Origin of the sequence: Corynebacterium falsenii (genome assembly GCF_020099275.1) — a bacterium.
Lineage (GTDB): Bacteria > Actinomycetota > Actinomycetes > Mycobacteriales > Mycobacteriaceae > Corynebacterium > Corynebacterium falsenii.
Genome location: NZ_CP083646.1, coordinates 2,650,144 through 2,669,984 on the forward strand (window position 1 = coordinate 2,650,144; position 19,841 = coordinate 2,669,984).

Consider the following 19,841-nt stretch of genomic DNA (forward strand, 5'->3'; position numbering starts at 1 on the left):
TCCACCAGCCATCTACTCACTCCAGCTTCGCCTGTCCTGCATTCCCCGCTAATGCTCGCAGGCGATCACGGCGAGACCGCCTTTCACGACGCTTTGCAGCCACGTAGCCCGGATGGTGCTCCCACTGCCTGAACTCCGGCTTCTTCTTCCCCTCCGAGGCTTTCATAAACCGCACAGCCTCCACCGCGTTACGCACGTCGAGCTGCAGATAATCCTTATCTGTCCAACCCTTACCGCCGTCGTAACCCTGCAGCTTCGCCGCGAGACGGGAATCCTGCGGCAGCCCGGAAATCAGCAGGCAAATCTCCTCCGGCTCCCACTCCTGAACCACCTGCACGAGCCGTAGACCATAGAACTCCTGGAAATCCGGCACCAGAGCGGTGCCGAACCGTTCCACCTGCTCGTGCAGGGCGATCAGTTTCCCAGGCGAGAAGCGACCTTCCCCATAGCCGCGAACAACGCCTTCTCCGGCTCGTCAGAATCAATCAACCACTGCTCCATGGCCTCACGATCCTCAGCCTGGCCGAGCAGGAAATCCTGAGCGGCCTCCATCATCTCGCAGACGATCTCGAAATCTTCCTCCGATACCTCGTCCGTCGGATCACCATTCTTGAAGCTGTCAGGCAGCTTGGACTCTATCTCCTTGAGCTTTACGAGCTGCTTCTGCACCCTCATACGAGCAGCGGGCAGCATTTTCTTCATGTCTCGCACGGCAGGCATGCCGGACAAGTCCACGTCCGAGATCGTAGTGTCGAAATTGGGGTCAACTCCACCCAACGCCGGGCTGGGGTCAACCGTCGCGCCCTCCGGGGCGGTGGTAATCGGCTCGTAATCCTCCGCCTGGGCTGTGATCCGGTCAACGTACTGCTGGTAATCCTGCTCGGCCATCAAGGGCTCCTCACTCAAGTGCAAAAAATGTCCGGTGAACAAGGAATATGCTCCCCTGCACACCGGACACTGACCGGATTACTCGACAACAACTAGCCCGCCGCTGCGGCCTTCAGATGCGCCGCGACGATCGTGCCCTTGCCCTTCTCAGTCGAGACCAGCACGGAGTACTTCACCGGCAGGCCAGCGAACTTCTCCGGATCCAGCTCCAGGGAATCATTCGGCGCCGTCTCCGTCTTGAAATAGTGAATGCCGATCGCCGAATCGCCATCGACGATCACGACAAGCAGGGCGACCTTCGTGGAGGTGTACACGCGCGGCATCTCGAACTGCCCCTTGGTGCCCTCGATCGTGCCCGGGCCGAAGCGATGCTTCAGGGGAACCTCAGACCACTGGATCGGGGTGACCTTCACCGACTCCGTGATCTTCGTAGGAGTCATGCGAAGGCTGTCGTTCTCCCACGCGCCCTTACGCTCACCACCATCAGTGTCAGCCTCGAAAGCAGGAAGCTCATCCTCGGAGGTATACCCCAGCGGGAGGAAAGAACCCAGAGCACCAGTAGCACCCTTCTTCACCCACTGCGTGAGCTCGTCAGCCGTAGGTGCGTCAGTGCCCTCCGGGGCGATCAGCACCGCACCCCGGCCAGGGATGAACACCGCGGCGTCATCATAATTCTTAGCAGCCAATTTTCTACCTCTTCCTCATCATCAGAGAGTGTGTCGAGGCCATCGTCTCGGCCCCGGTTGGATCATGTGGCGACAGCCTGACCGGATCACTGTCAGTCCTCACGCTAGACAGCTTCACCCCACCAACTTCGGTTAGCGACAGCATCGCGTCCGCCACTGCCTCCGCCGCGTCCGCACACGACGTGAAATCCGGCCCTGTCGTCGTGAGCACCACACGTACATCAGACGCCAGCCGGCGCCCAGGAAGATCACCAGCAGGGCGCACCGTAGGTGTCTGCACCACCGTCACCACCTGATCCGGGGTGTACTCCGCATCCCGATCCAGCCGAATATCCAGCCCCGGCAGAGCTGCACGCAGACCACGGACTATCACCCACGCCGCATCGATCATTTCACCGCCCTCGTCAAGTTGAACTGGCCAGGAACGAACCTGCCCGGAGCGCCATCCTTACCGTCCGCGAAGTGCCCGAACTCGATCGCGTTAGCCTGAGGATAGGTGTTCTCCACCACCCGGTCAGTAACGCCCTTCTCACCAGGAACAGCCCGGACGGAAAACGAGCCAGAATACCGGCCGGTGCGGAACCTCTCCTTCGCATTGGCCTCCGCCCGCGCCCGAATGGTCTCCGCGCCCGCGTCGAGCAGCGGCTGCACGCCCGGCATACGCGCCAACATCGCGCCCGCATCAGGATCAACCCACGCCATTATCTGACTCCTCTCTTCACGCCAGCCTGCTTCAAATACACCACGTCACGAGCAGTCCGGCGCGATCCTCGATGCCTCTTCGGCTCGCCCACGACGTTGTACAGCACTCCGTCAGCGTCGATCACCTGTGACAGATCATCACCAGGGAAGGTGCGACAGTAGAACCTCTTCATGTTCAGCACCCCGGATTCCCCAGCCGCGGCATACGACTGAATGTCCGCGCTCGAGGACTCCTGTAGTCTGCCATCCACCGCGGTACGCCCAACCACCACGGGCTCCAGTCGGCCGCGCTCCCCCTCACGGTTCTCCCGCAGCAGCACCACAACCCGGTCAGGGCTGTTAGACCTTGCTCTCAGGCTCACGGCCACACCCCCTCATCATCCGAGTACCACGGGAACCCGTAGGCTGTCCCGTCCGGCACATAGCGAGTGCCAGACCTGCCCACATCACCTCGATACGTCCCCAGAGTCCCGATACCGCTCGCCCGCCGCGCCGAACTGTACTCCAGCAGCGTCCGCTTCTCGTTAGGGGTGAAAATATCAGCCTTAGTGACCGTCGCGTCCAGGCCGTAGCTGTAATCGCCCTCCGCCTCACGCGTAAAACGATCAGGGTTGGTGTACATCCGGCGGGTAGCCATACCCAGCACCGCCATAGCCCCCGGCGGCACGTCAGCCGGTGACCGCCAATCACGCCGCGTCAAGTCCAACGCCGCGGCAGACACCATCTCGATAGCCCACACCGCCAACCCCTGATCCAGCGAACCGTAGTCACTCGACAGCGACCGCTCGAGGTCAGCCATTTCCACTAGCCGTGTGCGCTCCATCCGGAGCCTCCTTTCAATAGGAAAGACGGGGCCAACAGTCCCCAACTGGGAGAACCATCAGCCCCGCCTACCAGAGTCGCCTACGCAGCCGCAGGAGCGTCCTCTTCGAACCCATCCGTGCCAGTCAGCACAGCGATACGCTGCGGATCAAGCACCTGGGCGCCAGCGAAGGTATCCACGATCGCACGGTCAGTCAGGTGATCCGGATCGTAGTCCTGCAGGTACCGCATGGTGAACCCGTCAGCAGAAGCAGTAGCGGAGAACGCAGCACCACGAGGAGCAGCGGTCGTACGGGTCACCAGAGTGATCGCGTCACGCTGCACCGCGTACGCCTTCAGCGGATCAATGGTGTAGTCCACCAAGATCGTGAAGCCATACAGCTTGCCGATGACCGCCTGGCGGAGCAGATCACCCGTACCAGCCTCGTTCACCTTGAAAAGATTCTCCTGGGACAGCAGGGAGGCCTCCCACTGGGAACCGACCACCAGGTAGCGGTTGTCCAGTGGCACACCACGCTCCGCGAAAAGACGGTGCGCCGCGCGGATGACCTTGAGCACATCCTTGTGCGTCTTCGCAGTTAGCTGCTCCGCCTTCACCGAGGTGTTTACGCCGTACCCGACGAACTCGGTACCGGCGTCACGCAGGTCCTGCAGCGTCGCGTACGACTTCCCGTTAGAGCCAACCAGCTTGCCCTTGACCTTCTCCTTATCCACGGCAGTCAGGCCAGCCGGGATGTCAGCAAACGACTTCGCCACGATCCCGTTGATCGCCTCCGCCACAGACTCCGCCATCGGGGCCACGACCTGCGACTCCATGTCACGCAGAGTGAACGTCACGAAGTCATCAGGCAGCTTCACAGCGTTGTACACCTGGTCGGTGACCTTCACGCTGGTGTAAGGCTCCCACAGATTCGAGTAGGTGATCGCGTTCTCAGCACGACGATCAGACTCGGTGTAAATCCGAGCCTTATCGATCATCACCGGGCGCTTCACCGTCACAGACGCGCCACGGCCAGCCACGATCTCACGCGAAAAATCCGCGTTGACGATTCGAGCCAGGGTGGACTTGTACTTCAGAGCAGCCAGCGTAGAGGTCGCCACCTGCTCAGGGGTGAACAGCAAATGATTAGGTGCAGCCATTAGAGCTACCTTTCGTAGATTCGAGCACCGATCTTCGTCAGATCAGTCTCAGTGGAATCACCCTCATCAGACCCAAACCGGACACCATCACCCGGCAACCCACCAGGCACAAAACGCCGGTTAGAGAACAGCTCCTTCAGCTTCTCCGCATCCGCCTTCAGCTCCTCCGGGGTGGAACCCTGCAGCCGCAAAGCCATGTCAGCAGGCAGGCCGGTCTCCTGCGCCGCCATGAACTGCGCCAGCTTATGCTCCGCTGCGGTTGCCCGCTCACGCAGCTTCTGGTTCTCCCGGTTCGTCTTCCGGTTCTTACGGATCAGCTTCTGAATGTCCTCGTCACGGGGAGAATCATCCTCATCGTCATCATCGTCAGATGAGTCGTCATCTACCTGCGAATCGTCATCCTCCCGCTCCTGGCTGGAGGTGTCCGCAGACTCCGTGTCGTGGGTGTCGGTAGTGTCCGTGGTCTCGGTAGCCTCAGACTCCACGGCCTGGGTCTCCTGATCACCATCGGTCTGATCATGGGTGGTATCGGTCATGTGCTCCTCTTTCCGCTCCAGGCGATAAAGACGTCTCAAATGTGCAGACACCCGGCCTGCAATCCCCTACAGCTTGTCTGCGTACTCCCGATACGACTCGATCCTCGACACCAGCTTCTTAGCCTCATACTCCAGCGCCATCACCGGCAGATCATCCGAGCCTTGTCCACGCGCCTTCAGCTCCGCTATTTCCTCCCGCACACCAGCCAGACGCTTCTCATACTCATCCGCGAACTCAAGGTACTGCTCACGCCCCCACTCACTCTTCGTCCCATCAGAAGCACGCCGCTCCGAGGCCTTCGCCGGCGTCGGCCTAGCCCGCTGCCCCGTCGACTGCCCACGAACCGGAGGGCGCTTACGCCGCGTCCCCTCCAACGGCCCGTCGTAGTTCTCCGGCAGCGTCCCGGACTGCCGCCACCGCTGCCACGCCTTCCACGGATCGGGCTGGCCAGACGCAATCTCAGCCCACTCGTAAGCCAGCTGATTACCGTTCCCCGGCAGATCAACCTTCCCGTCGACCATGTACACCGGCTCCAACGTGCAGCAACAGTGGTCATGCACCTTAAACCGCCCATCACCCACAAAACGGGCGTTAGACGCAGTGAACGCGTCCGACCGGTACAGCTGCACACCCGGAATCTCCTCCCCCATGTAGTAGATCCCGCGAGAGGCGAGCATTGCACAGAAAGGGCACGGGTCCGCGTCTACTACGCGGGCGTACCCCACCGGGCCGTGACCCCGGCGAACCTCCTGCTCGATCACCTGACGGCCACCGTCCTCCACGATCTTCGTGGCCTTACCAATCACGGCCTGCTCAATCCGGGCCTGCGCCTCCTCCACCGAGTATCCCTTGTGCGACACAGACTTACCCACTCCACGCGTGGTCTTCAGCAGCTCACGAGCCGCGTCAGCTGGCTCATACTCCCCCGGCTCCTCGATCGGCGGCGGAGCGTCCGGAGCCTCCACCGCCTGGAACTCCCTCAAATAATCGATCGACAGCTCACGGCTCCGTTCACGCATCCGCGCCACATCCGGCGCCACACGCCTGACAAACACCTCCGACGAATCATCAATATCGTAGTAGTCAAAAGTCTTGCCAAACACGGCGCGAATGAAATTCGCCAGCTTCTCCGCCAAGCCCACCTGAGCCAGTCGATGCTCCTCAGTCAAACGCTTCCCCCGCTGCGTCCTAGCCACCGCTCACCTCAGTGATCGTCGACGTGGCCTGGCGGCTAAAGCTCGCATTCAGCGGATCACGCTCCAACTCCAAATCCGCAGCCCGCTCCCACTCCACCACATCAGCGGCCTCAACACCAGGAATCATGCCCCACAGATTCCGCTTCGGCACACCCAACATCTGAGCAGCCTTACCCAGGGCATCCACAGCCTGCGCCAGCGACCTGATCTCCATGTCTTGCCAGGACACACGGATCAGCGGATCACGCGCCAACCCCTCCATGCCAGCCACCTTCGCAGCCGCCCGCAAAACACTGCTGTACGCGTCCCCAGCACTCATCTGACGCTCGTACACCTTCTGCGTCAGCGGAGCACGAGCAGCGGCAAGTGCCTCCGCCGATAGGTTCACCAGCTGACCAGTCAACGCGTGCGCCGGGGTCTGCGATACAGCTGCGAGGGCTTCAATATCCGAGCGCCAAGAGTTCACGAAAGGGTCCAAGGCTGTGGCATCAAGCGTGCCGAAGTGCACCCCATCCCCACCGGTCAGGATGTCATCCTGTGCCAGCTTGACCTTCAACCGCTCTGCCGCGGCTTCATCAAAAGTGTCCGGGATCGGGTCGCCGTCCTCGTCCACCTGCTCCGGCATCTCCAACCCCGTCGCAGTCTTCACCTTCCACGAATTGAAATGCTGAGCCAACAAGCGGTCATAGGCAGTCTTATTGATCCGCTGAGCAGCAGGAATGAAAGGCTCCACCTCACCAATCACCCGCCCATCAAGATCAAGCTGGTTACAGAATCGCACCACCGGCACGAAATCCAGGCCAGTATCCTCCACGCTGACAATGCGCAGACCACCCATGTCCCCATCGCCACGAGCAGCGTTGTCCAGCGCCAGGACAATACTCACCCCCGGTAGTCGGAGCCGAAACCGGCCCACATCCCCCTCACGCCCCAGCAACTCCAGCGCAGCAGACGGATACGGCTCCGCACCAAGGTCATCGAACTCGACCGCGACCCGGCGCGGCGACAACATCCGAATACGCGCCGGAACATCACTACCGAACTCCGTTGGGGACACCACAGCATAAGAATGCCCGTACGAGATCATCGCCCGGTGGTTCGAGATCTGCTGCGACCGCATCCGGTTCGCATTCCACAACCCCCACAGCTCGTCGATCCGCCCATCCTCGCCTACAACGTTGTCGACATACATCGCCTGCACACAGTTGTCCACGACCAGGCGAAGCCACGGCGTACGCGACAGATCACGCAAAGCACGATGCTCACTAGTAGCCAAGCGGGGTACCTCAAATCCCGCGTCCAGCTCCGGGCGTAGCCACGAGTCGACCGAGTCGCACTGCCGTCGCTGCCGAGACAGCTTCGAGTTGAGACGGTCGAAGACCTTCTTGACCTGTAAAGCGTCCATCATGCTGCGTAGCCCTTCTTCTTTTTCTTCACCGGCTCCATATCCAATCCACGCAGCGCCAACGTCACCGCGCGCAAAGGCTCCACCTTGACCTCACCAAACGGCGCCCACGTCCACGCGGTTTTCGACTGTCCCACCAAACGACGCCGCGCTGTATGCGCCGCGTCATCCAGCAAGGGGTGCGAACTGTGGAACAACGTGGGATCCGGAGCGCCGTCGGCATCCACCCTCGAAATACGGTCGTACAGGGTGGCCGTGCCCTTTGTGATATCCCCCGTGGTGGCCAGTGACACCGGCACTCCGGCCTCGGCCAGCCGCGGCGCGAGCGCTGCCGCGCCAGAAAACGAATCGATAACAACACCAGCATGGGGCCGGTGCTTCTTCACTACTCGCGCACACTCATCCTGCACCCAGGCCATGCCGGACTTCGCCGCGATAATGTCCGCGACCACACGGCCGTCCGACAGCTCCGCCACGCCAGCGAGCACCGCCAAATCGCGATCGGCAGATACCTCAAGCCCCAAAGAGCGACGCTTCACCCGAGCCCCAGCAAGAACCTCCGAGGTCGCAAAAGACTTAGCCCACAAGTCCACGCCGATCGCCGCATCCGTCGACCGATCAGCCCACACACCCAGGCGCTCACGCTGATACTCCTCCGGCCCCATGACATCCAGCTCAACCTCTTGGATCCACTCCCACGACTGCAGATACCCCAGAGACGGGTTAGACGCCGCCACCGCCTCCGGAGAACGCCAGTAAACCTGCTTCAGATCAGCCGACCACTCGAAAAACGCCAAGTGCTTATTGGACTCAGGCTTATCAATTGCTTTCTCGCGGAGATTCAGCAGCACCTCTGAATCATCGAAGCCGGTCGACGAGGTGTACCACACCTGCGGGCTAGGACGCGACGAAAGCACAGGCAGCAGGTCAGAAACGAGGGTTGAAGATAGCGCAAAAGCCTCATCGAGAATGACGCAGTCACCCTGCAGACCACGGCCGTTGCCACGCACACGAGACACGAAATCGATCCGCCGCCCGTCCTTCAAAATAATCGCCGTCTCGCGGCTATCCGGCATCGAGCGGACCTGCTCCAAGAACTCCGGCGTGTTCTCAATGATCTCCCGAATAGCCAAGTATTCCGCCCGAGCAGTCTTAAACAGGTGTGCCGAGTGCACCAGTTTTTCCTCACCAAACACGAAAAGCCCGGCCAACAATCGCCACCGGACAATGCCATTCTTGCCATTCTGACGCGGCACGATCAGACAGACCTGGAAGGCAAGCCACTTACCCGTCACCGGATCCTCAGCCATAGCGTTCCGAGCCACAAACTGCTGCCACGGCAACAACTCCACCCCACACACCGAAGCAAGATCCGCCAAAATATCCCCAGACGACTGCGACCACTCCGGGGCATGGAAATATCGCGGCAACTGCTCCCCCACCGGCGCCGAACGAGGCGCGAAACCGCTCACCGGCACCACAAGACGGTCATCACTCATGCACCCTCCTTAGCCGCGGCCAAACGCTCCTGACGCTTCCGCTTCAACTCATCCGCCATCGACGGGCCAGACTGCTTTCGCTCCCCCGGCTTCAGCACCCCAAGCTTGCCCAATGCGACACCAAGAGCTGCCTGTGTCTGGCGTGCCTCCGAGACCATCGAATTAATCACCACAGACACCTGACGCTCACCCGCCATCGTCTCCTCGACATCCCCCAGCTCGAACCACAACGTCTTGTTGCTGGACAGCGCGGCCGCGAACCGCTCCAGACGATCTTTGAGACGGCACGCCTCCGTCAACAGCACCTCAGTAGCCGGGTCAAACGCATACTGCTCATGCAGCTCATCCCACATCCTCCGACCAGCATCACGCAGAAAAGCCGGGTAGCCCTCCTTCTTCCCACCGTCAGCCACGACAACCTGCGTCCTGGTGCGCACCTTTGGCTTGTCCTTCTGCTTCGCGCGCCGCTGCCGCTGGTATTCCGAGTTAGCTTCACGGCACGGCTGGCAGTGCCGTTCCTTGCGCTTCGTATGCTGGCGGTATCCGGCGACAGTTCCGCACTGCCGGCGCTTCTGGGGTGGCTTACGATCACTCATAGCATCATCAGAGTGCCAGCCAGTTTTACAACCAGATCGCAGCCCGACAGTCAGTCCGTTCGATTTGCGTAAAACCACGCGGTGAAATGGGGTTTGTTTGAATACCGAGCTGTAAAAACCCCGCCAAATCGCGGTGCGCGAGTGCGACTACCATTACCGGTAGGTGGGAGCAGCCTGGGCGGAGGGGAGGCCTCCCCCAGGTTAGGGTTACCTATTCGAACACTTCGAGTTCACCGAACGTGTGAAGCTTCACCATTCGATGATTGTTTTTGTTTCTTTTTTCGCTTTTCTTCCGTCGCTGCGTTGCGAGTTGCACTTCCTGTGTGCTGGTCGCGCTTCATCGTGAAGCTTTCCACCTCGAGCGATTGGAACAACGTGATCAAGGCTGAACGCATAGTCATGCAGCGGTGGCAAGTCCATGTCGATCGGATGACCACACAGCCAGCAGACCGCGAGTTCAGGGTTACGCTCCAGGCGTTGACGCTGCTGCTTGACGTGCTTCTTCCAGCGCCAATCAACGGTACGTTGCACCATACTTACCCCCTGCCCAAGGGGTTCTGACCTTTTCGCTCGCCTGGCCAGATACCGAATACTTTGTGGAAGTAGTTGCTGGCCAGACCCTTGGCGTGCTGGGGGCTCATGTACTTGGACAGGTGGGCCACCAGTGTTGTCCAGGGGTGTGCCGTGTTAGCCCACTTGGCTAGGCCGGGGCCGCGTGTCCAGTAGTGCTCGAGCTTCCTGGCCTGGTAGTCATCAGCCGGATTTAGGTCAGCCATCGGTGTTCCCCTCGATGTCGAATAGATGCAGTTGTGTCCCCCGGACAGCCGGGGGGCTTGTGGGTTTAGGCCGCGTGTACCGGTGCTGGGCGACGGCGTCCACGAGGGTCTCCCAGTCAGCTGATCGCAGGTGACGGTACTGGCCTATCCTGATCGATCTCACCACGTCCTTGGACAGACCAGTGCGGTGCGCGACGGTACGTAGGGATTCTGTGGGGTGGGAGATTTCGTCGAGCAGGCGCTTGGCGTCCTGGATGTCGTGCTGCTTCGTGCGGGTGTCGTGGTCTTGTCCGATCGTCCCGGCTGATAGCTGGCGGTAGTGCTCGGCGCAGAGTCCGAGTCCTCGAGTGTCTGGCTGGCTGCGGGGATTGGGGCACCCGCATCGCAGGCATTTCACGGGTGGGTTCTCCTATCCCCGGACTGATCCGGGTACGGAAAAAGCCCCGCTGTGGTGTCCAGTGGGGCTTGCGTTGGTGGCGTGTTTTTAGTCGATCGCTTCTGGTTCACCGACGAGTCGGCGGACGACGCGGTATTTGTTGTGGGGGTTATTGGCGCGGAACGTCTCGGCGAGCTGGGTGCACTTGTCTTGGTCGAAACCTCGATCGTAGGGGATCGCCGTGTGCCAGTGGGGGTTGTCGAGGGTGTGCTGCTCCACGCCGTACTCCCACTGCATCCCGGCGATGGTCTGTGCGAGTTCCGGGGCGGCGGCAGCGAGGGGCACGTCGTGTTCGGTGTTGCGGCCCCACTCGACAGCGCCGTCGGTGTTGCAGAGGACGGTCGATGCGTCGGTCTCGATGGCTTCGTTATCGAACAACGCCTCCCATGGTCCGGGGGTTGCCCCGTCGAGCAGTTCGCGGGCCTGTTCTGGTGTGATGTCAGTCATTGGGGGTCTCCTGCTCGGTCGGTTTCGGGATGACGCGGAACCATTCGTAGCCGTCAAAGTCCGTCCACAGGTACTTGGGTTTGGTGCACCAGAACTGTCCGCATTGGGGGCAGCGCCAGGGTTGGGTCTGGTACTTGCCCAGGAACCATCGAGGCCGGTCGGGGCAGGGGTTGTGTTCACAGCAGACGCTCATGGTGTCTCCTTTGCGAGGTTGTAGATGTGCCCGGCTGGGCGGGGTACGAGCTGTGGTGTGCCTTGCTGCTCGAGGATCGTGACGGGTGACTGCAGTCGGGCGTATACGCGCCACCCACGGTCGCCGTGGTGGTGGGCAAGGTCCTTGAACGCTTCGGCGGCGGCGTATGTGGCTTTGGTGGTGGTCACGAGGCTGCGTTCTGGTTGACCACCACGGGTGCGGGATAGCCAGCGTTCGGCGCGGTACGCGGGCATGAGGTCGCCGTCTGGGGCGATGGGGCCGTCCACCGGAACCCAATCGGTCACTTGGCGGGACATGAGCGCTGTGAGCCGATCGGATGGTCCGCCTACGATGTCGGCGTAGATTTCGCGGGCTTCCTGCTCGTCCGTGTACCAGTGCCCGTACTCCGGCGACTGCCACCGGAGGGTCCCGTCCTGGTCGATACCAAGCGCAGTCGTGGCTCGATACTCGGTGTAGATGCTCATTCGATTTCCTCCCAGTCGCTCACCCAGCGGCGGTCCGTGATTCCTCGGGGTTCCGGGTATGACTGGATTTCTATGGTGTCGTATTCCCAGAATCCGTTTGGCGGCGTGCCGTCCGCGTTCCATGCGCGTGGAAGATCGAAGCGGGGGGTTACGTCACAGCCCAGGGGGTGTTTGTTCACTAGCTTTTCAACCTCGTAAACCATGCAGGCTTGTTCATCTGTGATCCAGACTTCCGTGATTATCGCTAGTCGTGTTCCGTTTCCATCTTTGTGTTCACACCACATTCCTCGGCATTGGTCGCGTTCTTCTGGTGTCATGTCCGCGAGGGTGCGGGGGTGCTGGTTAGTCATGGTGGTTGTCCTTCGTGTGGTCTGCCCATTTCTCGGCCAGCATGGTGATGGTCTCAGCGTGGTCTCGCATGTGGAGGTCGCATAGGGTGAGTGCGGCTTCGATGTAGGGTCGGCGGCGGGTGATTTCGTCGCCTTCGGCTTCTGGCCAGCCGTCGTCTTGTGCGATGAGGTCGCGTAGTTGGTCGGGGGTTCCGTACCAGCAGCCGAGGGTGATGCGCCAGCCTCCGGGGGTGGGGGTGAGTTGGAGGGTGCCGCTGGGTAGGCGGTTGATTTCTAGTCCGCCCCATCTAGCGTCGCTCAGGTTAGCGCCGTGCAGGTTAGCGCCGCGCAGGTTAGCGTCGCTCAGGTCAGCGTCGCTCAGGCTAGCGCCGCGCAGGTCAGCGTCGTGCAGGCTAGCGTCGCTCAGGTTAGCGCCGTGCAGGTTAGCGCCGCGCAGGTCAGCGTCGCTCAGGTTAGCGCCGTGCAGGTTAGCACCGCGCAGGTTAGCGTCGCTCAGGTCAGCGTCGCTCAGGCTAGCGCCGCGCAGGTCAGCGTCGTGCAGGCTAGCGTCGCTCAGGTTAGCGCCGTGCAGGTTAGCGCCGCGCAGGTCAGCGTCGCTCAGGTCAGCGTCGCTCAGGCTAGCGCAGCGCAGGTTAGCGTCGTGCAGGCTAGCGTAGTGCAGGTTAGCGCCGCGCAGGTTAGCGCCGCGCAGGCTAGCGTCGCTCAGGTTAGCGCCGTGCAGGTTAGCGCCGCGCAGGTTAGCGTCGCTCAGGTCAGCGTCGCTCAGGCTAGCGCAGCGCAGGTTAGCGTCGTGCAGGCTAGCGCCGCGCAGGTCAGCGCCGTGCAGGTTAGCGCCGCGCAGGTTAGCGTCGCTCAGGTCAGCGTCGCTCAGGCTAGCGCAGCGCAGGTTAGCGTCGTGCAGGCTAGCGTAGTGCAGGTTAGCGCCGCGCAGGTCAGCGTCGTGCAGGTCAGCGCCGCGCAGGTCAGCGCCGCGCAGGTTCGGGCGCTCATTATCATCGCGAGCTTTCTCTACAATCTTGAGGACTTCATCACGATTCATGTCGGTTCTCCTTCTGGTGCTTGATTGCGGCGAGTAGCGCGAGGGCGAGGGCTTCGGATTCGCCCAGGTCGAGGGGCACGCCGTAGGTTGTATTGACACCGACGCACACCATCTCGTCCAGTATCATTACATCGTCGAAATAGCTGCCGAGCTCCCACGTCGGCTCGCCGTTCTCGATGGTCGGTTCCGGTAGGTCTGGTGCGATGGTGCCCGTCGTGTGAAGTTGTTGTGTGATGTCGCCGGGGTGGTCTTCGGCCGCGATGCCCTCCGCGATGATGTCGTAGGCGCGCTGATAGTTCGTGGTCATTCGATCTCTCCATACATTGCTTTGATAGCGAGCAGAAGCGCTTTAGCTAGTTGATAGGCTTGCTGTGCGGTGAGGTCGCCTGGTTCGATCCTTTGGATCATGATTCGGCTGGCCCCGCGCTGCGTCCACACCACTAGGTCATGCCCTGGAATGTGCCACTCGACAAAATCGCCGGTGTCCCTAGGTTCCGGGTCATCTGGCATGAGTAGTCTGAGGTCGTGGAGCTGCTTCACCAGCTCACGAGGAGATTCATCCACGGCGGCGATATGATCCGCGAGGTCCAGTGCTCGTTGGTAGTTGGTGGTCATTGGTTTCTTCTTTCGCGGTAGTGGGCGGTGGCGAGGAGGGCGAGGGCGATGGGGGTGGCGTCTTCTGGTTTGATCCAGATGCTCTTTCGTGGGTCTGTGAGGTTGTTGATGGTGGCGTGGCCTCCGCCGAAAAACAGCTCCAGATCACCAGTAGCGACCCAGGGCTGGTACGGCGGGAGGGTGACAGTGATGGTGCGGGCGATTTCGTCGGCGTGCTCAACGGCCTGGGCGAAGTCGCGGAATTGGGTTTGTGTGCCGTCTGGTTCGTGGACGGTCCAGCGGCCGAAAGTTCCTCGGCGAATTTTTGGTTTCATTGGTGCTCCCGGATAGTGGCTAGGGTGCGGATGCGGGTGATCTGGCGGCGGAGATAGTCGCGGTCCTGCGCCAGTTTGCGGTTGGTGTCAAACATCTGGGTGATGGCGTCGGCCGCGGTTGTTAGGTATCCGGAGGTGTTGGGGTCGGTGGTCTTCGCGGCCTGCTGCCTCAGCGATGCGACAAGCTCGTGGGTTTTCACGCGGCATCCTCCTGTTCGGGTTGGTGGTTCATGATGTGGACGTACACGTCCACGTCGATGGTTTTGGACTGGCGGTTCAGGTGGTGGGCGATGCTGCTGGGGTGGTAGCCCAGGGCGTCGGCGAGGCTCTTCTGCGTGCCGTAGTGGGCGTGCAGGTCGGCCAGCTTGGCGTGGAGGGCTTCGTCCGGTTTCACGCGATTGGCGGTGACGAATGTGGGGTTGAGCCGTCCGAGGGCGATGCCGTCCCGGTGCTCATCCGGGTCATCGATGTCGTCCCACTCCATAGGCTTCGCCCAGTGCTGTCGGGCCACCCACTGTGTCGGCGGGCGCACCGGTTGGGTGGATAGCTCCGCGTAGGCATCGCGGATGACGATCGCGGTGGAGCGGCGGATTACGTCACGCCTACCGGCGCTAATCGCTGTGAGCGCGGACTTTTCCAGGCCCGTACGCTCAACCAGCTCCTGCATCTGCCACCCCGCGGCACGCAGCGCTCGGATACGGCGGGTGATCTGCCACGCTGGGACGTAGGCGATAGTCTGCCCCGGCGAGACAGACATGATCTTCCTGTGAGTACTCTGCTGGATCGTCTTCGACTTCCCAGACAGCAAGAGCTTTAGGGGGACACGGTCAACCCCAGTAGCCTTCGATACGCCTGTAATCGTCCCGCCGGCATTAATGATCTTCTGGAGCCGCTGCCTAGCCATAGCCGCGTCAACGCGGCGGCTCAGCTCGCCCGTAGCGTAGGCGTGCTTCGCGCAGTACCGGGTGTACGTAGTGTGTGCCAGGTTGGTGCATTTGGGGGAGGCGCATTTTGGGCGTGTAGTGGTCATGATCGTCCTTTCAGTTGCGTCGACACGGCATTGATCAGCCCCTGCTGTGTGACGGATTTCTTAGCCAGGGCTGCGTGGACCTGCTCGTCCACCGTCCCGGCTGTGACAATGTGCGTGATTGTTACCGGCTCCGACTGTCCTTGTCGGTGCAGGCGGGCGTTAGCCTGCTCGTACAGCTCGAGCGACCAGGGGGTGGTGAACCAGGTGAGGATGTGCCCACCGGACTGGAGGTTCAGACCATGCCCCGCGCTGGCCGGGTGGATTAGCCCCAATGGTATTTCCCCGCGGTTCCATGCCGCGAAGTCCGCAGCCGTGTTCAGCTTCACGGCTTGGGGGAACCGCTCGAGAATGCGGTCAGCATCATGGGTAAACCAGTAGGCCACCAGGACGGTCTGGCCATTGGCGGCCTCGACGATGTCCTCCAGTGCGTCCAGCTTCTTCGTGTGGATAGTGGCGTACCCGTCGTCTTGGTAGATCGCCCCGGCGGCGAGCTGCTGAAGCTTGCCAGATAACGCCGCGGCATTAGCGGCATCGATGGTCTCCCCGTCGAGCTCGATCACCATGTCCCGCACGAACCTCCGGTAGATCTCCTGCTCCCCCTTATCAAGCGCGACGGTCTTGGTGACATAGGTGCACTCAGGGAGGGTGAGATAGTCGGCGGTCTTCATCGACAGGGTGATGTCGCCGATGCGGTCATAGATCTCGTCTTCTGCGCCGGGGCGTAGCTTCCAGCTGTAGACCTGTGGGCCGTTGCGCTTGTCCGGGGTGAAGTAGGCCTCTCGGTAACGGCCGATGAATTTCCCCAGGCGCTGCCCGCCGTCAAGGAGTCGGAACGGCGCCCAGATGTCCATGAGACTGTTGGGTGCCGGTGTTCCTGTGAGGCCGATGATCCGGTCGATCTTCGGCAGGACTTTTTTCAGGGCTTTGAACCGGGCGGCTTGGTGGTTCTTGAAGCTAGAGAGCTCGTCGATGATGACCATGTCGAACGGCCACTGTGGCCAGCAGTGGTCGACGAGCCAGGGGATGTTTTCGCGGTTGATGACGTAAATGTCCGCGTCCCGGGTCACGGCCTGTTCTCGTTGTGCCTTGGATCCGATGATGACTGAACAGGTCAGGTCTTTCAGGTGATCCCATTTATCGAGTTCGGCAGGCCATGTGTCCCTGGCTACCCGTAGGGGTGCGATGACGAGCGCTCGCCTGGTGGCGAAGTCTTCGTAGATGAGGTTGTTGACGGCGGTGAGAGTGGAGACGGTTTTTCCCATGCCCATTCCGAGGAAGATCGCGGCCTGGGGGTGATCTTCGATGAATCGGATGGTGTGACGCTGGTAGTCATGGGGTTTGTATTCCACGGATCACCTCTGGGATGCAGTCGATGCTGTCGACCTCGTAGACGGGGATTCCGAGCATCTTGATTTCATCTGCTCGGTGTTGCTGGAGCGGCCGTAATCGCTTGCCGGGGGCTTTGCATTCGGCGAAGGCAACGTATCCGTTGGGGAGGATGATGAGTCGGTCTGGCACTCCGGCTGTTCCGGGGGAGACGAATTTGTAGCATTTGCCTCCCGCTGCTGTGACGGCGCGGGTGAGGGCTTGCTCGATGTGTTTTTCTCGCATTAGTTTTCGATTCTTTCTGTGGTGGTGTTCGCGTCCCGAGCTGGGGTCTGTTTTGCCGTCCGGGTGGAACAACTTTTGTCTTTCCCCATTGAGGTCTGGCCCGTAAAGGATTTCCCCAGGTCGCGGGTTCTCGCGTGTCCCCTAATCCCCATATTTTCTTTTTTCTCTATTTAGTTGTTCCACTTGTTCCAAATAGGGGAAAAATAGTGGTCTAGCTGTAGGAACAGGGTGGAACAACCTATGGAACAACCTCTGGAACAATTTTGGGTTGTTCCACGGTGGAACAACTTGTTCCAGAGGTTGTTCCACCCTAGAAAGGCGGCTGTTCGTCGTCTTTTCGGCGCCATACGCGCTGCTTTCCGTATGGGAACACGCGCTCGTATTGCTTCCCGCCGTTCGGTCGTTCCCAGTCCGGGAGTTTCTTCAGGATCGCCGATATGGCGTAGGAGTCCTGCGGCCGCATTTTCGCTGGATCACCACCAAAGCACTCCGCCCAGATCTCCACGTTAGAGACGCTGTCGCGCCTGTGGAGCTTGCCGACGTCGCCTTCGATGGTGAAGTCGTCGCTGCCGCCTCTCAGGTATCCGATGCGCTGCCCGGTGGTCCAGTCCCACCATCCTTCGGGAAGGTCGGTGGAGAGGTATTCCTCGACCAGGCCGATGCGGTCGTCGGTCTCGATGGCCGCGTCTTGGTGCTGCTGTGCTTGCTCGGCGACCCGACCGGTGAGGTGAAGTGGTTCTCCGGCGCGGTAGTAGACCATGACCTCCGCCCAGATCTGCTGAATGGTCTCACTGGTCATGCGCCATGCTTTCAGTCCGCTTTCGCCGGTGACGCGGACGGGCCAGAATCGGCGGTTGCCGGTGGCGTCGCGGAGGAAGCCTTGCTCGGCGTTGGTGGTGCCGACGATGATGCACTGCCGTGGGTGGTTTTCGACCACGCGCCCGTAGGATGGTCGGAATTTGTCGTCCGTTCGGCTGAGGAATCCTTTGACTGATTCGACGTCCATTTTGTGCATGCCGGCGAGCTCGCCGAGCTCGATGATCCAGTAGCCCTGGAGTTTCTCGGCGCCGGTTTTGTCACGCATGTCCGTCAGGGTGAGCGCGTCGGAGAACCAGTCTCCGGCGAGTCTGGCGAACAAGGTGGATTTGCCGGTGCCCTGCGGGCCGTTGAGGATGAGGACGGTGTCGAACTTCACCCCTGGGTTGAACACTCTGGCCACGGCTGCGATGAGTGTTTTTCGGGTCACCGCGTGGACGTAGTCAGTGTCCTCCGCGCCGAGGTAGTCCACTAGGAGCCGGTCGACTCGTGGCACTCCGTCCCACTCGGGCAGCCCGTTCAGGTAGTCCTTGATGGGGTGATAGGAGCGCCTGGACGCTGCGATGGACAACGCGTCGGCGGTCTTGGTCGGCCCGTAGATGAGATAGGCGCGTTCAAGATAGTGTCGCAGCTGCGCGGCGTCGGCGTCGTTCCACCCGTCCTTGACTTGCTTCCAGGGCAGTTTCGAGCTGTCGCGGACGTCGACCGCGCCCGCGAGCTCGTTGAACCGGATTTCCTGTAGCCGCGGGTCGTGGGTGAGGATGAGAGTCTGGTTGGCGAGAGTGTCCTCGATCTTGTTGGACTTGTTGCGGGTGAGCTCGTCCATCCAGTCCGGGACTGCGTCAACGTCAACGTCCAGGCTTGTGTCCTCGTCGGGATCATCGGCGAAGTCTGCCCGGGCTTGGGCCATTTCCTCGGCGGCGAGTCGGCGTTTGACTTTCTTGTCGCCTCGGCAGAGTTCGACCATCAGCTGGTAGCTGGGGGCCTTGTTCGCCGGTGTTCCTGCTTTCATGCCATCGTCTTCTGTGCCGAATTTGTGTACTCGGACGAGGTCGAAGGCGTTGAGGAGCTGTCCGCCTGCGGGGTCTGTGCCGTGGTGGGAGTAGGCGAACCTGCCGTCGTAGATGACGACGCCGGCCGAGGTTTCACCGGGGGTGTAGGTGTAGCGGTGCTCCCCTGCTTGCTCGTAGGTGTCGGGGAGGAACTCGGTGATGGCTTCGTCGAGGGTGTAGGCGCGGCAGAACGCTCCGACCATGCCTGGCTTCTCCAGGGGGTTGGCTTGCTTGTCCGCCCTGGCTTGAATGATCTCGTCCTGGCGGGCGGAGCGTGGCCAGGTGGTGATGTCGCGCCAGTTGTCGTAGCGGTCGAGCTGCGCGTCTGGGTCGAGCCAGTCGCCGTTGTTGACGCGGTAGACGTACTCGCCGTCGATGGGGCGTGACGGCCAGTACATCAGCCGGGAGGGTTCGAATGTCGTGTCGTCGCAGTAGTCGATGCCGATATCGGCGGCGACGCGGCGGCCGATGGCTTCGTATTCGTCTGCGTCGACGTCGCGGGTCATGGGGATGACCAGGCGCAGGCGCGGGTGCTCGGGGGTGTGGGAGTGCGTGGAGTACACGGCCCACTGGCATGGCAGCGCGTCTGCGAGAGTGTCGAGCAGGTCGGCGGGTGGGGTATCGAGATCCAGGCAGAGCAGGGAGCGGGATAGGACGTGCCCTTTTTTCCTGCGCCCGCCTGCGAGGTGGCCCCCGACGAAACCGCCGACGTCCTTGATGTCGGCCTGCTTCGCCTTGGACATGGTGTGGAATTGCTCCACGGTGTCATGGGTGATGTGGGGGTCTGCTAGGCGCTCGGTGAGGGTTGGCCAGTCGATGAGGTTGTTTTCCCATTTGGTGGACAGCCTTGAGTCGGCGACGGCTATTTTGAGTTCGCGGGTGGTCACGTGTCCTCCTTTCATTCGGGTAGGGGGCTGGTGGCCCAGTCGAGGATGATGGCGTGGCGTACGACGGCGTCACCGGTTGGTTCGACGCCGCTGAGGACGAGGAAGGCCTCGATGATGTTTCCGGTGTGGGTGGCCACTGCGTCGGTGAGGTTCCTGGCCGCGCGGTGGTATTCGGCAGCGAGGTGTCCTGGCAGCTCGTCGATGTTGGTGGTCACACGCGGCTGCATGGCCTGGCGTGCCTGGTCGTTTTTGTGGGTGCGGTGCCAGTAGCACAGGCGTCTTGCTAGCTCGGTGTGGTCTGGCAGCGTCGCGCGCATGA

The 19,841-nt window shown here is 61.3% G+C and carries 29 protein-coding genes; all 29 read right to left on the minus strand.

Annotated features, from left to right (window positions below):
* Positions 1 to 16: 16 nt before the first annotated feature.
* Entirely contained in the window at positions 17 to 397 is a 381-nt protein-coding gene (locus tag LA343_RS11500) for a hypothetical protein (protein ID WP_025403482.1), read from the minus strand.
* 17 nt (positions 398 to 414) lie between these two features.
* Entirely contained in the window at positions 415 to 906 is a 492-nt protein-coding gene (locus LA343_RS11505; protein WP_224209173.1) for a hypothetical protein, read from the minus strand.
* Positions 907 to 980: 74 nt separating this feature from the next.
* Positions 981 to 1,574 (minus strand): phage tail tube protein, encoded by a 594-nt coding sequence (locus LA343_RS11510; RefSeq protein ID WP_025403484.1) that lies wholly within the window; start codon positions 1,572 to 1,574, stop codon positions 981 to 983.
* A gap of 4 nt (positions 1,575 to 1,578) precedes the next feature.
* On the minus strand, positions 1,579 to 1,965 hold the full coding sequence (locus LA343_RS11515; protein WP_025403485.1) for a hypothetical protein: 387 nt from the start codon (positions 1,963 to 1,965) through the stop codon (positions 1,579 to 1,581).
* Complete coding sequence (locus tag LA343_RS11520; protein WP_025403486.1) at positions 1,962 to 2,276, minus strand: DUF5403 family protein; 315 nt, start codon at positions 2,274 to 2,276, stop codon at positions 1,962 to 1,964. The genes LA343_RS11515 and LA343_RS11520 overlap by 4 nt, the downstream gene beginning before the upstream one ends.
* Positions 2,276 to 2,638: a hypothetical protein gene (locus LA343_RS11525; RefSeq protein ID WP_144084518.1), complete on the minus strand. Its 363-nt coding sequence runs from the start codon at positions 2,636 to 2,638 to the stop codon at positions 2,276 to 2,278. The genes LA343_RS11520 and LA343_RS11525 overlap by 1 nt, the downstream gene beginning before the upstream one ends.
* Positions 2,635 to 3,099: a hypothetical protein gene (locus LA343_RS11530; protein WP_025403488.1), complete on the minus strand. Its 465-nt coding sequence runs from the start codon at positions 3,097 to 3,099 to the stop codon at positions 2,635 to 2,637. Before LA343_RS11530 ends, LA343_RS11525 begins: the two co-directional genes overlap by 4 nt.
* 80 nt (positions 3,100 to 3,179) lie before the next feature.
* Positions 3,180 to 4,238, minus strand: a complete 1,059-nt coding sequence (locus LA343_RS11535; RefSeq protein WP_025403489.1) for a hypothetical protein — start codon at positions 4,236 to 4,238, stop codon at positions 3,180 to 3,182.
* Between the two features lie 5 nt (positions 4,239 to 4,243).
* A complete protein-coding gene (locus LA343_RS11540; RefSeq protein ID WP_025403490.1) occupies positions 4,244 to 4,774 on the minus strand; it encodes a hypothetical protein in 531 nt (176 codons plus the stop codon).
* Positions 4,775 to 4,840: 66 nt separating this feature from the next.
* On the minus strand, positions 4,841 to 5,944 hold the full coding sequence (locus LA343_RS11545) for a VG15 protein (RefSeq protein ID WP_144084519.1): 1,104 nt from the start codon (positions 5,942 to 5,944) through the stop codon (positions 4,841 to 4,843).
* Positions 5,945 to 5,963: 19 nt separating this feature from the next.
* Positions 5,964 to 7,379 carry a phage portal protein gene (locus LA343_RS11550; RefSeq protein WP_025403492.1) on the minus strand — a complete coding sequence of 472 codons (1,416 nt, stop codon included), beginning with the start codon at positions 7,377 to 7,379 and terminating at the stop codon, positions 5,964 to 5,966.
* A complete protein-coding gene (locus LA343_RS11555) occupies positions 7,376 to 8,875 on the minus strand; it encodes a hypothetical protein (RefSeq protein ID WP_025403493.1) in 1,500 nt (499 codons plus the stop codon). The genes LA343_RS11550 and LA343_RS11555 overlap by 4 nt, the downstream gene beginning before the upstream one ends.
* Positions 8,872 to 9,471: a hypothetical protein gene (locus tag LA343_RS11560; protein ID WP_025403494.1), complete on the minus strand. Its 600-nt coding sequence runs from the start codon at positions 9,469 to 9,471 to the stop codon at positions 8,872 to 8,874. Before LA343_RS11560 ends, LA343_RS11555 begins: the two co-directional genes overlap by 4 nt.
* A 249-nt stretch (positions 9,472 to 9,720) precedes the next feature.
* A complete protein-coding gene (locus LA343_RS11565; protein WP_224209174.1) occupies positions 9,721 to 10,005 on the minus strand; it encodes an HNH endonuclease in 285 nt (94 codons plus the stop codon).
* Positions 10,006 to 10,007: 2 nt separating this feature from the next.
* Positions 10,008 to 10,247, minus strand: coding sequence for a hypothetical protein (locus LA343_RS11570; protein ID WP_025403495.1), 240 nt, complete (start codon positions 10,245 to 10,247; stop codon positions 10,008 to 10,010).
* The gene (locus LA343_RS11575; RefSeq protein ID WP_025403496.1) at positions 10,240 to 10,644 is read right to left on the minus strand and encodes a hypothetical protein; all 405 of its coding nucleotides are present in this window, start codon (positions 10,642 to 10,644) and stop codon (positions 10,240 to 10,242) included. Before LA343_RS11575 ends, LA343_RS11570 begins: the two co-directional genes overlap by 8 nt.
* 87 nt (positions 10,645 to 10,731) lie before the next feature.
* The gene (locus LA343_RS11580; protein WP_025403497.1) at positions 10,732 to 11,130 is read right to left on the minus strand and encodes a hypothetical protein; all 399 of its coding nucleotides are present in this window, start codon (positions 11,128 to 11,130) and stop codon (positions 10,732 to 10,734) included.
* A gap of 189 nt (positions 11,131 to 11,319) precedes the next feature.
* Positions 11,320 to 11,808, minus strand: a complete 489-nt coding sequence (locus LA343_RS11585) for a hypothetical protein (protein ID WP_025403499.1) — start codon at positions 11,806 to 11,808, stop codon at positions 11,320 to 11,322.
* Positions 11,805 to 12,158, minus strand: a complete 354-nt coding sequence (locus LA343_RS11590; protein ID WP_039910976.1) for a hypothetical protein — start codon at positions 12,156 to 12,158, stop codon at positions 11,805 to 11,807. The genes LA343_RS11585 and LA343_RS11590 overlap by 4 nt, the downstream gene beginning before the upstream one ends.
* A complete protein-coding gene (locus LA343_RS11595) occupies positions 12,151 to 13,197 on the minus strand; it encodes a pentapeptide repeat-containing protein (protein WP_025403501.1) in 1,047 nt (348 codons plus the stop codon). Before LA343_RS11595 ends, LA343_RS11590 begins: the two co-directional genes overlap by 8 nt.
* Positions 13,187 to 13,504, minus strand: coding sequence for a hypothetical protein (locus LA343_RS11600; RefSeq protein WP_025403502.1), 318 nt, complete (start codon positions 13,502 to 13,504; stop codon positions 13,187 to 13,189). Before LA343_RS11600 ends, LA343_RS11595 begins: the two co-directional genes overlap by 11 nt.
* Positions 13,501 to 13,812: a hypothetical protein gene (locus LA343_RS11605; RefSeq protein ID WP_025403503.1), complete on the minus strand. Its 312-nt coding sequence runs from the start codon at positions 13,810 to 13,812 to the stop codon at positions 13,501 to 13,503. Before LA343_RS11605 ends, LA343_RS11600 begins: the two co-directional genes overlap by 4 nt.
* A complete protein-coding gene (locus LA343_RS11610; RefSeq protein ID WP_025403504.1) occupies positions 13,809 to 14,126 on the minus strand; it encodes a hypothetical protein in 318 nt (105 codons plus the stop codon). Before LA343_RS11610 ends, LA343_RS11605 begins: the two co-directional genes overlap by 4 nt.
* The gene (locus LA343_RS11615; protein WP_025403505.1) at positions 14,123 to 14,326 is read right to left on the minus strand and encodes a hypothetical protein; all 204 of its coding nucleotides are present in this window, start codon (positions 14,324 to 14,326) and stop codon (positions 14,123 to 14,125) included. The genes LA343_RS11610 and LA343_RS11615 overlap by 4 nt, the downstream gene beginning before the upstream one ends.
* Positions 14,323 to 14,883: a hypothetical protein gene (locus LA343_RS11620; protein WP_025403506.1), complete on the minus strand. Its 561-nt coding sequence runs from the start codon at positions 14,881 to 14,883 to the stop codon at positions 14,323 to 14,325. The genes LA343_RS11615 and LA343_RS11620 overlap by 4 nt, the downstream gene beginning before the upstream one ends.
* Before the next feature lie 269 nt (positions 14,884 to 15,152).
* A complete protein-coding gene (locus tag LA343_RS11625; protein ID WP_039910977.1) occupies positions 15,153 to 16,505 on the minus strand; it encodes a DEAD/DEAH box helicase in 1,353 nt (450 codons plus the stop codon).
* A complete protein-coding gene (locus LA343_RS11630) occupies positions 16,486 to 16,767 on the minus strand; it encodes a VRR-NUC domain-containing protein (protein ID WP_025403507.1) in 282 nt (93 codons plus the stop codon). Before LA343_RS11630 ends, LA343_RS11625 begins: the two co-directional genes overlap by 20 nt.
* Positions 16,768 to 17,077: 310 nt before the next feature.
* Positions 17,078 to 19,522 (minus strand): virulence-associated E family protein, encoded by a 2,445-nt coding sequence (locus LA343_RS11635; protein ID WP_025403508.1) that lies wholly within the window; start codon positions 19,520 to 19,522, stop codon positions 17,078 to 17,080.
* An 11-nt stretch (positions 19,523 to 19,533) separates the two neighbouring features.
* Positions 19,534 to 19,839 (minus strand): hypothetical protein, encoded by a 306-nt coding sequence (locus tag LA343_RS11640; RefSeq protein ID WP_025403509.1) that lies wholly within the window; start codon positions 19,837 to 19,839, stop codon positions 19,534 to 19,536.
* Between the last annotated feature and the right edge of the window lie 2 nt (positions 19,840 to 19,841).

Bases quoted from the DNA above. Each gene is read 5' to 3' on its own strand.
- LA343_RS11605 (WP_025403503.1), bottom strand. From the start codon at position 13,812: ATGACCACCAACTACCAACGAGCACTGGACCTCGCGGATCATATCGCC.
- LA343_RS11540 (WP_025403490.1), bottom strand. From the start codon at position 4,774: ATGACCGATACCACCCATGATCAGACCGATGGTGATCAGGAGACCCAG.
- LA343_RS11590 (WP_039910976.1), bottom strand. From the start codon at position 12,158: ATGACTAACCAGCACCCCCGCACCCTCGCGGACATGACACCAGAAGAA.
- LA343_RS11640 (WP_025403509.1), bottom strand. From the start codon at position 19,839: ATGCGCGCGACGCTGCCAGACCACACCGAGCTAGCAAGACGCCTGTGC.
- LA343_RS11535 (WP_025403489.1), bottom strand. From the start codon at position 4,238: ATGGCTGCACCTAATCATTTGCTGTTCACCCCTGAGCAGGTGGCGACC.
- LA343_RS11565 (WP_224209174.1), bottom strand. From the start codon at position 10,005: ATGGTGCAACGTACCGTTGATTGGCGCTGGAAGAAGCACGTCAAGCAG.
- LA343_RS11550 (WP_025403492.1), bottom strand. From the start codon at position 7,379: ATGATGGACGCTTTACAGGTCAAGAAGGTCTTCGACCGTCTCAACTCG.
- LA343_RS11630 (WP_025403507.1), bottom strand. From the start codon at position 16,767: ATGCGAGAAAAACACATCGAGCAAGCCCTCACCCGCGCCGTCACAGCA.
- LA343_RS11555 (WP_025403493.1), bottom strand. From the start codon at position 8,875: ATGAGTGATGACCGTCTTGTGGTGCCGGTGAGCGGTTTCGCGCCTCGT.
- LA343_RS11520 (WP_025403486.1), bottom strand. From the start codon at position 2,276: ATGGCGTGGGTTGATCCTGATGCGGGCGCGATGTTGGCGCGTATGCCG.
- LA343_RS11585 (WP_025403499.1), bottom strand. From the start codon at position 11,808: ATGAGCATCTACACCGAGTATCGAGCCACGACTGCGCTTGGTATCGAC.
- LA343_RS11560 (WP_025403494.1), bottom strand. From the start codon at position 9,471: ATGAGTGATCGTAAGCCACCCCAGAAGCGCCGGCAGTGCGGAACTGTC.
- LA343_RS11530 (WP_025403488.1), bottom strand. From the start codon at position 3,099: ATGGAGCGCACACGGCTAGTGGAAATGGCTGACCTCGAGCGGTCGCTG.
- LA343_RS11515 (WP_025403485.1), bottom strand. From the start codon at position 1,965: ATGATCGATGCGGCGTGGGTGATAGTCCGTGGTCTGCGTGCAGCTCTG.
- LA343_RS11570 (WP_025403495.1), bottom strand. From the start codon at position 10,247: ATGGCTGACCTAAATCCGGCTGATGACTACCAGGCCAGGAAGCTCGAG.
- LA343_RS11610 (WP_025403504.1), bottom strand. From the start codon at position 14,126: ATGAAACCAAAAATTCGCCGAGGAACTTTCGGCCGCTGGACCGTCCAC.
- LA343_RS11620 (WP_025403506.1), bottom strand. From the start codon at position 14,883: ATGTCTGTCTCGCCGGGGCAGACTATCGCCTACGTCCCAGCGTGGCAG.
- LA343_RS11600 (WP_025403502.1), bottom strand. From the start codon at position 13,504: ATGACCACGAACTATCAGCGCGCCTACGACATCATCGCGGAGGGCATC.
- LA343_RS11580 (WP_025403497.1), bottom strand. From the start codon at position 11,130: ATGACTGACATCACACCAGAACAGGCCCGCGAACTGCTCGACGGGGCA.
- LA343_RS11595 (WP_025403501.1), bottom strand. From the start codon at position 13,197: ATGAATCGTGATGAAGTCCTCAAGATTGTAGAGAAAGCTCGCGATGAT.